Consider the following 12,264-nt stretch of genomic DNA (forward strand, 5'->3'; position numbering starts at 1 on the left):
AAAAACTGCCAGCGCAAAATTGCGAGGCAGTTTTTTGTTGAATTCAGCTGCTTAAATTAAAAAGCTGCCGGAAGGGGACCGGCAGCTTGAAAACCCATATGAAAAGAATACAGCTGACTTAGCGAATGCGCAGCTCGGACTCGCTGTCGAAGAAATGTGCTTTGTTCATATCGAACGCCATGTCGATGGTTGTGCCTGCTTCAACATTAAAACGTGAATCGACGCGCGCAACGAAATCCTGTTCGTTGACTTGAGAGTAAAGGACGATTTCAGAACCCATCAATTCCGCAACTTCGATGTATGCTTTAATTTTGGTATGTGGCGAATGCTCAAGGAATAGCGGCTCATCGTGAATATCCTCAGGACGGATGCCAAGGACAAGATCTCTTGTTTCATAACCTTGTTCTTTAAGCATCTTCAACTTGCCTTCAGGAATGCGAATATTGTTGTCGCCCATAACAAAATGTTCCCCTACTAATTTTCCACGTAGGAAGTTCATGGATGGCGATCCAATAAATCCGCCTACAAACATGTTTTCCGGTAAATCATATACTTCTTTTGGTGTACCCACTTGTTGGATGAACCCATCCTTCATAACAACTAAGCGTGTTGCCATGGTCATCGCTTCTGTCTGGTCATGTGTAACGTAGACCGTCGTTGTCTGCAAGCGGCGGTGCAATTTCTGGATTTCTGCACGCATTTGCACACGCAATTTAGCATCCAAGTTTGATAAAGGCTCATCCATTAAGAAAACTTTTGCATCGCGGACGATGGCACGGCCTAGAGCAACACGCTGCCGCTGACCACCTGATAGCGCTTTCGGTTTCCGGTTTAAATAATCGTCCAAGCCAAGGATTTTTGACGCATTATCCACGCGGGCTTTAATTTCGTCTTTTTTCATTTTGCGCAGTTTTAAACTGAACGCCATGTTTTCATAAACCGTCATGTGCGGGTACAGTGCATAGTTTTGGAACACCATTGCGATGTCGCGGTCTTTTGGTGAAACGTCGTTGACTCTTCTGTCCCCTATATATAAATCGCCATCTGTAATATCTTCCAGTCCAGCGATCATGCGAAGCGTAGTTGATTTCCCGCAGCCTGAAGGGCCAACGAGCACTAAAAATTCTTTGTCGCGAATTTCAAGGTTGAAGTCTTGTACAGACACCACACCTTTTTCATATTCTTTTTTAATATTTACTAATGATAAGCCAGTCATTTGCTTTCCCCCAATAATATAATGTCATTGGAACCATCATAACTGACTGATGAACTTAAGAGAATGTCAAAACTGCCTAAAAATGAAAGCGCTTTTTTGTGCACATTTACTTTTCGATTAAAATCGCCAAGTAAACAGCCATCGCATGATCAAACTTCCTGACATCGATGCCGGTATTTTCATGAAACCGGTCAAGGCGGTATTGCAGGCTGTTGCGGTGCATATGCAAAGCCTTCGACGTTTCAGAAATATTTAAATTATTGCGGACAAAAACCTGGAGCATCTTAACCGTTTCGTCGTCGTCCTGATAAGCCTGCAGGATAGACTGTTTGATGTCACTTAGCAAAGGCTTTTCAACCTGATCGATTAGCAAATAAGGAACAGCGTCTGTATAGCTGGCCACTGTTTTATTAGAATAAAAGACCATTGTTTTTGCAGCCTCAATCACAGACAGGTAATGTGCAGCGGCATCAGTCAGGCTGCTTCGGAAAGGGCCGACAAAAAATCGGATTTTGACATACAAGTCGCTCATCAAAATATCAATGATTTCCTCGTAAGAGATAGCTCCATCTTCTTTTGCCAAATGCTCAATCAAGATGCCTTCGTGGTCATTTTCCCATAGGATCGAAACTTGTTGGGCCGAAAAATCATTTACGGCATGTTTAAAAGCAACTGGGCTAATTTGTTTTTCCTGGATTGAAAAATGGACAAAGCGGTATAAAGCGTCCAATGGAAATTCGAGCGACTCTTCTGGTGCCGTTGAATTTATGATCGCCATCCATCTTTTTTCTTCAACGGTGTGAACCGGAAACTTAGGGTTGTAGGGTGTGAGAAAAGCCGCCAATAGCGACAGGTCTTTTTGGGCCAGTTCTGTTTCATGAATGCCGATAATGACGCCATCAGCTGCAGAAAACCATTTGTAATCCGGATCGGCGGCAGAGGCACCTTGCGTATACACTTGGAGCGAAGGATAAATTTTACTCAATTGGCTAATCATCGAATACCTCTTTTCAACTAAATTTTCATAAGAACAGCCTACTATAAAGTAGGAAGTGCAGGTCTAATTGTTGGTGTAGTTTATTTATTATACAGCAAAGTATTGTACAGACAGGGACAAATGTTCCCATTCCGTGTATACTTAATCTAGAAAAACCGTGAACGGAATTACTAATTTGTTAAAGGGATGATGAATTGAACAAAAAAATGCTTAAAATTTTTGATGAACAGCGCGATGCCCATGTGCTGTATTCGTACGAAGAAACCCAAAAATACATCAATAATGTTGTTACTTATGCCAAACATGGTGTGGAATCAGGAGATTACGTGATTCTCATTGAAAATCCACGTCTGTCTCCAAAAATCAAAGCAGAGCTGGAGGTTCAGCTGACAGAAATGCAAATGGAATTTATCCATTTTGTGAAAAGCTTTGATTTTTACTATTCAAGCGGCAGTTACCATCCTCCTGCAATTCAAGCCTATTTTGAAAAAACGGTTGAGCCATATTTAGAAAAACAAGCGACTTTCCGATCTTGGGCGCATGTGGAATGGGCAACAACGACAGATCCAATTCATCTGATAGAAGATTTTGAAAAGATTATTGATGTGGCAGTGAAGGAACTGCAATTTCCATTGATCTGTGCCTATGCCAATAGAGCATTGCCGGCTCCTATTAAAAAGATGTTGTTGGAAACCCACCCTTATGTTTTGGTTGAAGACGATGTTGTTGTCTCAACCCAATATATTGCCGTAAAATTTTAAGTTAATAGCTATTTACGCATCGAGAAATCGCTGCGTGTTCAATTACTGCCGGGAAATCACGGTGGTTTTTTTTATGAAATTTTTTAAACAACCACCGAAATTGAAATTATTAAAAAATATATTTGGGGTAATTAGTTGGCAACTCAGTAAATTCATGTATGATGTTAGAATAATATTCACTAAAAGGAAAAGAGGGGGATTTATGGACGAATGGTGGAAAAAGTCGAGCGTATACCAAATTTATCCACGAAGTTTTATGGATTCAGACGGTGATGGCATCGGTGACATTCGCGGCATTATTCAAAAGCTTAATTACGTGCACGATCTAGGTGTGGACATCCTCTGGCTGTCACCGGTCTACGATTCGCCAAATGATGATAACGGCTACGACATCCGTGATTACTATCAAATCATGAAAGAATTTGGCACAATGGCTGATTTTGACGAGCTGTTGTCAGAAGTCCATGCTCGCGGCATGAAACTCGTTATGGACCTTGTAGTCAACCATACATCTGATGAGCATGAGTGGTTCCGGAACCATCCGGAATTTTACATATGGCGCGATGAACCGACGAACTGGCGTTCATTTTTCAGCGGATCTGTTTGGGAATACCAAAAAGAACGCGGCCAATATTACTTGCATTTGTTTTCTAAAAAACAACCAGATTTAAATTGGGACAATCCAGACTTGCGAAAGACAGTTTATGAAATGATGCGCTGGTGGCTTGATAAAGGGGTAGATGGTTTCCGGATGGATGTCATCAATATGATTTCAAAAGTCCAGAATATGCACGATGCACCTGGCGGCGATGGCAGCCATCAGTTTCTAAACGGACCCAATGTTCATGCATACTTGAAAGAAATGAATCAACAAGTGCTGTCGAAATACAATATTGTTACAGTCGGAGAGGCGCCGGGCACAACGCCTAAAGAAGCGCGTGACTATACCGCTGCAAAAAATCAGGAATTGAATATGATTTTCACGTTTGAGCATATGGGGCTTGATCAGGCATCAGGCGAAAAATGGGATTTGAAAGCGTTATCTCTGATTGACCTGAAAGAAAATATGGAAAAATGGCAGCACGGCCTCCACGCCGAAGGCTGGAACAGCTTGTATTGGAATAACCACGACCAGCCGCGCATCGTATCTCGTTTTGGCGAAGACACCAAATGGCGTGTTGAATCAGCGAAGATGCTTGCTGCGTGTTTGCATTTTATGCAAGGAACGCCTTACATCTACCAGGGTGAAGAACTTGGAATGACCAATGTGCAGTTTGAATCGATCGACGATTACAAAGACATCGAAACCTTGAATATGTATAAAGAAAAACGCGAAGCCGGTGTTTCACACCAGAACATCATGCAGAAAATTCATGTGAAAAGCCGGGACAATGCACGAACGCCGATGCATTGGTCTGCAGAATCCAATGGTGGCTTTACAACTGGAACACCATGGCTGAAAGTCAATCCGAATTACACGGAAATCAATGCTTTGCAGCATACGGATCCGGATTCGGTTTACCAGTATTACAAAAAACTTATCGGTTTGCGCAAAGAAATGGACATCATTACACACGGAAATTTTAAACTGCTGTACCGTGAAGACATTGACATCTTCGCCTACACTCGTACATGGAATGATGAAAAACTGACCATTTACTGCAACTTTTCGTCAAATGTAAGATCGGCTGCTCGGCCCGCAGGTGAAGTTTTGATTGGCAATTACGCGGAAGAGAACATAGACAGTGAAGTTTTGCTGCGGCCATACGAAGCAATTGTTTTTTACCAGCAATAAAAAATACGAATACCACTAGGAGGAGCTATGGCAAAAGTATTAGGAGTCGACATTGGGGGCACCAAGGTCCGAATGGGCGTGATTAACGAACATGGCCAAATTTTATACGAAGAACAAATTCCAACCCAAATTCCGCTGTATCCTTATCTGGAAGAGAATATCCTGCGCGTTCTGGCTGTGCAGCCGGAAGTCAGCGCAATTGGCGTTGGCACGCACGGTTTTGTTGATCCAAAGCAAGGAAAAGTTATTTATGCGGCGGAAACTTTGCCAGGCTGGACCAATACACCTGTGAAGGAATGGTTAGAGAAAGCGACCGGGAAACGCGTTGAAGTAGAAAACGACGCAAACGCTGTGGCGCTGGCAGAAGCAAAGTTCGGCGCTGCAAAAGGGCTTGATCGCGTCGTTGTATTAACGCTCGGTACCGGCCTTGGTGGGGGAGTGCTGTGGGACGGCAAATTGTTAAGTGGCGGCCCTCATGGAGGAGCTGCAGAACTGGGGCATATGATCCTTTACCCAAACGGCGTCAAATGCGCATGTGGAAGGTTGGGCTGCAGTGAAATGTATGTGTCCGGAACAGCGCTGCGCCGGCGTATTCGTGAAGCAGGTCTTGCCATCACACCGCCTGAACTTTTTGAAAATGCCCGGACAGATCCAAAAGCGAAGCAAGTGGTGGAAGAGTTTACGGAAGATCTGGCTCTTGTCATCAGCAGTCTTCAAGCAGCATTCGATATGGATATGGTCATCATCGGCGGCGGGGTTTCAGAAGCAGCCGACCGGTGGATGGGGTCGCTCCAACAGCATCTTGAACCGATGTTGTTAAATCCCTTAGCAGTGGAAGTGGCACGTTTTGAAAATGATGCCGGTATTTTAGGTGCAGCTTTGCTGGTGCTGGAACATTAAAATTCAAGGCAGGAGCGGCAAGGCAGCTGCTCCTGTTTTTCTAGTTTGATAGAAATTTTAAGGAAGATAAAAAAACTAAATTAATTTTTAAATTCCATCTTGTGCAAACGTTTTCACGATGGTATGATACTAATAATTAATTGTTGGAAGCGTTATCAATTTCGTTTCCGCTTTTTATTTCTAGGTTTGTGCAAACGATTTCACAAAAATCTAAAGGGGGATTTTGGGATGAAGGAATTGAAGGTTAGCAAAGGGCTTGTGGCGTCATTGATGTTGTCAGCGGCAGTTTTAGCAGGATGCAATAGCGATGGAGAAGAAAATGCTTCAGGATCTGACGGGGAACAGACAACGGTTGATATTTTCCAATTTAAAGTGGAGTTTAAAGACCAGTTTGAAGATGTTGTTGCACTTTATGAAGAAGAAAATCCAGACGTCAACATTGAAATCACGACTGTTGGCGGCGGGGAAGATTATGGCGCTGCCCTTCGTTCACGCTTTGCTTCCGGCAATGAGCCGGCAATTTTTAACATCGGTGGACCGCAGGATGTTGCAGACTGGAAAGATAACTTATCAGACCTTGCAGATACAGAAGCGGCTGGTTCTGCACTTGAAGGGACACTTGATGGCGTGACCGTCGAATCTGAAGTGCTTGGTCTTCCATATAACCAAGAAGGGTACGGATTTATCTATAATACCCGTTTGTTCGAAGAAGCTGGAATTGATCCTGCATCCATCACTGACTTTGCAGCACTTGAAGAAGCTGTGAAGACGCTGGATTCACAAAAAGAAGAGCTTGGCCTTGAATCGGTCTTTGCTTTCCCAGGAAAAGAAACATGGGTGACCGGCCTTCATTTGTCAAACACATTCTTAGCACCTGAATTTGATAACAATGTATTAACAGCATTTGATGCGAAGGCAGTTGATTTCAAATACGCTGACGGCTTTAAGAAAATTGTTGACTTGCAAAACGAATATTCGAAACAGCCGACAGTAAGCCTAGACTACTCTCAACAAGTAGAAGAGTTATTCTCCCTGGAACGCGTTGCAATTATCCAGCAAGGAAACTGGGCTTACGGTTCTATTGCCGGCATTGACCCAGAACTGGCAGACAGTGGCGTTGGCATGATGCCAATCCCGGTTGAAGGATTGGATAACGCTGGTCTACCGGTTGGCGTACCAATGTATTGGGGCGTGAACAAAAAAGCTGACGAAAAAGTCATTGAAGAATCAAAAGCATTTTTGGACTGGCTCTACACTTCTGATGCAGGAAAAACAGCTGTAGTAGAAGACTTTAAATTTATCCCGGCATATGAGGGCTATGACACTTCTAAAATTACAGATCCAATGTCGAAAGCAATCTATGACGCATCCGAGTCAGGCAACACAATTGGCTGGGTCTTCATGGGCTATCCGACTGGCTGGGGAGAAGACGAACTTGGGGCTAATATTCAGAAATACTTAAGCGACGAAGCCAGCTGGGACGAAGTTATCGATTCAGCTAAAAAAGCTTGGGAATCAGAGCGAGCTGAATAAAAAAATCCAATCAATCTTCATCATTTGAGTGTTAAACAAAGTAGCCTCTGTGCTACTTTGTTTTATTACCAGGGCGAACGCGCTGTGGTTTAAGGAAGGAAAGGTGCCTCTATGCGTACAAAAGATTTATCCTACTGGTTGTTTCTGGCCCCGGTTTTGCTGGCGCTTACGCTGGTTGTCATTGTTCCAATGCTTCTTGGAGTTTATTATTCATTTACGACTTGGAACGGAATTAATACGGGCGAATTTGTCGGGTTCCAAAATTACATTAACTTGTTCCAGGACGAACGGTTCTTGGATTCGCTTTGGTTCACTACGAAATTCTCGATTGTGTCGGTGATCCTCATCAACATCATCGGATTGTCGCTGGCGTTGCTTGTTACAGGGCGCGTACGTTCAAGCAAATTGCTGCGCACGACGTTCTTTATGCCAAACTTGATTGGCGGATTGATTCTCGGGTTTATCTGGCAGTTTATTTTTATCAAAGTTTTTGCGAGCATTGGCGAAATTATCGGAATGGAAAGTTTGCAAGGGTGGCTGTCCACGACAGACACGGGATTTTGGGGATTGGTCATTTTGATGAGTTGGCAGATGGCAGGCTACATAATGGTCATCTATATCGCTTATTTGGAAGGAATGCCGAAAGAGCTGTTGGAGGCTTCCGAAATCGATGGCGCATCCACATTCCAGCGCTTTCGCTACATTGTATTTCCGCTTGTGGCTCCGGCATTTACAGTCAGCATGTTCCTGACCTTGTCGAACTCGTTTAAGTTGTATGACCAAAACTTGTCGCTGACAGGCGGAGGGCCATTCAATTCAACTGAAATGGTGGCAATGGAAATTTTTAAGACAGCATTCACGCAAAATGACTTTGCCTATGCACAAGCGAAGGCCGTTATTTTCTTTGTCATTGTTGCCATCATTGCCCTTGTGCAAGTGTATTTTAACAAACGCAAGGAGGTTGAAATGTAATGAAAAAAAAGTGGGATATTAAATTGGAAGTTCTCGGAGTGCTGCTGGCGTTATTGTGGCTGGTTCCGTTTTACTTGATGTTCGTTAATTCCTTCAAGTCCAAAAAAGAAATTTTTATGGACACGATTAGCCTTCCAGAAGCATGGAGTTTTGATAACTACATCACCGCTTTTGAGGAACTTGATTTCATGCGCACGCTTTTCAACTCGCTTTTGATTACCATTGTCAGTGTGGTTTTGATCATTTTCTTTTCGGCCATGGCAGCGTATGCGTTATCACGAGCTAAAAGCAAGCTCAGTACGGTGCTGTTTTTCACGTTTGTCGCAGCGATGCTGATTCCGTTCCAGTCGGTTATGATTCCGCTGGTAACCGTATTCGGTCAGTTTGAAATGCTGAATCGAGGCGGATTAATTTTTATGTATCTCGGATTTGGCGCAAGCCTGTCGATTTTCCTGTATCATGGTGCTTTGAATAACATCCCGCGTTCGCTTGATGAAGCAGCGACAATTGATGGAGCAAACCGCTGGCAAGTATTTTGGCATATCATCTTTCCAGTGTTGAAGCCGATTACGGTGACAGTGGCAATCTTAAACATCATTTGGATATGGAATGATTACTTATTGCCATCTCTCGTCATCAATACACCAGGCAGCGAAACCATTCCGTTGAAGATGTTCTTCTTCTTTGGCGAATACACAAAACAATGGCATTTGGCGCTTGCAGGATTGACGCTTGCCATTGTTCCAGTCATCGTTTTCTATTTCTTCGCACAGCGTGAAATTATTAAAGGGGTATCAGATGGAGCAGTAAAATAAGGAGGCGGTAAAGATGGCAGTCACGATCAAAGACGTTGCGAAACAGGCTGGCGTGTCTCCAGCTACTGTGTCCAGGGTCATAGCCGACAATCCGCGGATCAGCAGCAAGACAAAAGTGAAAGTGCGGGAAGTAATGGAAGGGCTGGGCTATTTTCCGAACTTCCAAGCCCGCAACCTGGTCGCGAAAAAGAGCCAGACACTCGGTGTCATTATGGAAAATTCAGCGACTTTGGCATTTCAAAATCCCTTTTTCCCGGAAGTGCTGAGAGGGATTTCCACTCGGGCGCATGGCAGCCAGTATGGCTTGTATTTGTCCACAGGTGCTACGCAAGAAGAAATTTATCGGGAAGTTGTTGAAATGGTGCAAGGCAGGCGGGTGGATGGCATTGTTCTATTGTATTCAAAAATAGGCGACCCAGTCATGAAATATTTGGCTGAAAGCGGCTTGCCCTATTCAGTAGTTGGCCGTCCCTTCACAGATCCATGTTCGGTATCGTATGTCGACAACGACAACATCAATAACGCCAAAGGGACGGTGGAATACTTGGTCGGGCTCGGCCACAGGAACATCGCGTTTGTCGGCGGAGCGGCAGATTTCGTCGTTTCGCTTGACCGGCTGGAAGGCTATAAGCAAGCCCTTGTTCAACACGGCATTCCATTTGACGAGGCCTACACAGTAAACCAGGAATTGATGGGCGGCGGCGAACGCGAGGCAATTCGCCAGCTGATGGCACTGGAAACACCGCCTACAGCCATTGTTACACACGATGACATGGTGGCGTATGAAGTGATCGGTTATCTCGAGGATCTGGAAATAAGTGTCCCGGAGGACGTCTCCATCGTTGGTTTTAATAACCATGCAATTTCACGGCATTTAAAGCCGCCGCTAAGCACTGTGGATATTTCGATTTATGATCTGGGTCTGCACGCAGCAGAATTGGTACTAGAGAAAATAACAGACGAGTCGACGCCTCCGAAACAAGTCGTAGTCGCTTCACGATTGATTGAACGAGGATCTTGCCGCCGTCTTTGAGAGGGATTAGTTATGGATAAAAAATGGTGGAAAGAAGCAGTAGTCTATCAGGTTTATCCGCGCAGTTTCATGGATTCTGACGGAAATGGCCTTGGCGACATCAACGGGATTACAAGCAAATTGGATTATCTGAAAGATTTAGGCATCGATGTGATTTGGGTTTGCCCCATGTACAAATCGCCAAACGACGACAATGGCTACGATATTAGCGACTATCAGGCCATATTAGAAGATTTTGGCACAATGGAGGATTTCGAACGTTTGATGGCAGAAGTACATGCACGCGGGATGAAGATGATCATTGACTTGGTGATTAACCATACGAGCGATGAGCATCCCTGGTTCTTGGAATCACGTTCATCACGCGATAATCCGAAGCGTGACTGGTACGTCTGGCGCGATGAACCATTGAATTGGGAAAGTATTTTTGGTGGACCGGCTTGGGACTATGATGAAAAGACCGGGCAGTATTACCTGCACATTTTCTCGAAAAAACAGCCAGATTTAAACTGGGAAAACTCGGAAGTCCGCAGTGAACTCTATAAAATGGTTAATTGGTGGGTTGCCAAAGGCATCGATGGATTCCGCGTCGACGCCATCAGCCATATTAAAAAAGATTACTCGAACGCAGAAAATACTGAAGGCCATTTGTTTGTGCCTTCCTGGGAAAAAATGATGAATGTTGAAGGCATTCAGCCGCTTCTTCAGGAGTTGTATGATGAAACCTTTGGCAAGCACGACATTATGACAGTCGGGGAAGCTAACGGCGTTTCAGCAGACGAAATCCACGATTGGGTCAGCACCGAGAACGGCAAGTTCAATATGATCTTCCAGTTTGAAGACATTGACTTGTGGAACGTCGAAGTGCAAAATGGCGTGAATGCACCGGAACTGAAAAAAGTGCTCAGTAAGTGGCAGGAAAAAGTGAATGGCGTCGGCTGGAATGCCCTGTTCATTGAAAATCATGACAAGCCGCGTGTCGTTTCAACTTGGGGAGATGACCAGGAATACTGGCGTGAAAGTGCCACAGCTCTCGCTTGCATGTATTTCTTTATGCAAGGCACGCCGTTCATTTACCAAGGACAGGAAATTGGCATGTCAAACGCACCGTTTGAAGAACTCGACCATTTTGATGATGTCCACACACACAACTTATACTTCCATAAAAAAGAAACGGGCATGGAACACGACGCCATTATGACCTTGCTTCGTGCAACAAGCCGCGACCATTCACGGACGCCAATGCAATGGAACAACAGCCTTCACGCCGGCTTCTCAACCGCTCTGCCGTGGATTAACGTCAATCCGAATTACCAGTGGCTAAATGTCGAAGCACAGGAAAACGATCCGCATTCGGTGTTGTCTTTCTATAAACAGATGATTTGGCTCCGGAAGAATATGGACGTCTTCGTTTACGGGGAATATAAGTTGCTGGAGCTTGGGCACGATGCAGTGTTCGCCTATACGCGTGAATACGGCGATGACAAAGTTCTTATTGTCACGAATCTTGGCCAGCACGCTTGTCTTTGCGGCATCGACCCGGAAGACTCCACATTGCTTTTGGCAAACTACACAAATATTGATACTGCGCAATTGCTTCCATACGAAGCGCGGGTCTACAAAATTTCTAAAGCATCGTTTGCTGAATAATAACAATCGCCTGCAAAAAGACCAGAGAAACGCTCGACTTTCTCTGGTCTTTTTGTGGTCAAACAATCATTCCTATGTGGATTTACAACTCCCAATGGAGGGTATAAATAAAACAGAGCATAAAGCAAAAAGGAGTCGATTGGCATGGCATTTGATTACGAACTGGATTATGAAAACTTAGATTTGCGCAAGCAGCCTGAACTTTACCGAGTTGGAAAAGGAGAGCAAGGTGTCTTGATGGTAGAACCGTATAAAGGTGAGATTTTGCCGCATTGGCGTTTCAAGACGCCGGAAATTGCGCAGGAATCATGTGACAAAATTTCGGAGATGTTCGAAGAATACCGCAAGCAAGATGATTTTGTTGGAATGGACATGGCACGCAAATTTATTCAGATGGGTTATACACGGGCACGCCGCTACACCAATTACAAAGGCGGACGCAAATACAACGAAGACCGCACCATCAAAGAGCGGGAAATCGATCCGGTGAAAGCTGAGTCGGCAGCAATCTTCAAAAAACGCTGGGATGAAATCCGGGAAGACGAAGATTACTTGAAGCGCAAAAAAGAGCACCAGAAAAAATATGGATGAG

General features: G+C 44.4%; 11 protein-coding genes. 9 read left to right on the forward strand and 2 right to left on the reverse strand.

The window, feature by feature from the left end:
* Positions 1-118: 118 nt before the first annotated feature.
* Together AC4EG4_RS11125 and AC4EG4_RS11130 are read right to left on the reverse strand one after the other, a co-directional pair.
* Positions 119-1,216 carry an ABC transporter ATP-binding protein gene (locus tag AC4EG4_RS11125; protein ID WP_490979251.1) on the reverse strand — a complete coding sequence of 366 codons (1,098 nt, stop codon included), beginning with the start codon at positions 1,214-1,216 and terminating at the stop codon, positions 119-121.
* 106 nt (positions 1,217-1,322) lie between these two features.
* Complete coding sequence (locus AC4EG4_RS11130) at positions 1,323-2,213, reverse strand: PucR family transcriptional regulator (RefSeq protein WP_490987844.1); 891 nt, start codon at positions 2,211-2,213, stop codon at positions 1,323-1,325.
* 194 nt (positions 2,214-2,407) lie between these two features.
* On the opposite strand from AC4EG4_RS11130, the gene AC4EG4_RS11135 reads away from it, so the two are divergent.
* The 9 genes from AC4EG4_RS11135 to AC4EG4_RS11175 all read left to right on the forward strand — a co-directional run bounded on the left by AC4EG4_RS11135 (position 2,408) and on the right by AC4EG4_RS11175 (position 12,263).
* Positions 2,408-2,974 carry an MEDS domain-containing protein gene (locus AC4EG4_RS11135; RefSeq protein ID WP_490987845.1) on the forward strand — a complete coding sequence of 189 codons (567 nt, stop codon included), beginning with the start codon at positions 2,408-2,410 and terminating at the stop codon, positions 2,972-2,974.
* A gap of 202 nt (positions 2,975-3,176) precedes the next feature.
* Positions 3,177-4,769 (forward strand): glycoside hydrolase family 13 protein, encoded by a 1,593-nt coding sequence (locus AC4EG4_RS11140; RefSeq protein WP_490987846.1) that lies wholly within the window; start codon positions 3,177-3,179, stop codon positions 4,767-4,769.
* A 27-nt stretch (positions 4,770-4,796) separates the two neighbouring features.
* Positions 4,797-5,669, forward strand: coding sequence for an ROK family protein (locus tag AC4EG4_RS11145; RefSeq protein WP_490987847.1), 873 nt, complete (start codon positions 4,797-4,799; stop codon positions 5,667-5,669).
* 228 nt (positions 5,670-5,897) lie between these two features.
* Positions 5,898-7,202 carry an ABC transporter substrate-binding protein gene (locus AC4EG4_RS11150; protein WP_490979246.1) on the forward strand — a complete coding sequence of 435 codons (1,305 nt, stop codon included), beginning with the start codon at positions 5,898-5,900 and terminating at the stop codon, positions 7,200-7,202.
* Between the two features lie 111 nt (positions 7,203-7,313).
* On the forward strand, positions 7,314-8,174 hold the full coding sequence (locus AC4EG4_RS11155; RefSeq protein ID WP_490979245.1) for a carbohydrate ABC transporter permease: 861 nt from the start codon (positions 7,314-7,316) through the stop codon (positions 8,172-8,174).
* A complete protein-coding gene (locus AC4EG4_RS11160; RefSeq protein ID WP_490979244.1) occupies positions 8,174-8,989 on the forward strand; it encodes a carbohydrate ABC transporter permease in 816 nt (271 codons plus the stop codon). Before AC4EG4_RS11155 ends, AC4EG4_RS11160 begins: the two co-directional genes overlap by 1 nt.
* A 13-nt stretch (positions 8,990-9,002) precedes the next feature.
* A complete protein-coding gene (locus AC4EG4_RS11165; RefSeq protein ID WP_490979243.1) occupies positions 9,003-10,022 on the forward strand; it encodes a LacI family DNA-binding transcriptional regulator in 1,020 nt (339 codons plus the stop codon).
* 12 nt (positions 10,023-10,034) lie between these two features.
* Positions 10,035-11,672 carry a glycoside hydrolase family 13 protein gene (locus AC4EG4_RS11170; RefSeq protein ID WP_490987848.1) on the forward strand — a complete coding sequence of 546 codons (1,638 nt, stop codon included), beginning with the start codon at positions 10,035-10,037 and terminating at the stop codon, positions 11,670-11,672.
* A 144-nt stretch (positions 11,673-11,816) separates the two neighbouring features.
* Positions 11,817-12,263, forward strand: a complete 447-nt coding sequence (locus AC4EG4_RS11175) for a DUF4385 domain-containing protein (RefSeq protein WP_490979241.1) — start codon at positions 11,817-11,819, stop codon at positions 12,261-12,263.
* The last annotated feature ends 1 nt before the right edge of the window (position 12,264 follow it).

Source organism: Planococcus sp. TJ-201 (assembly GCF_058268495.1).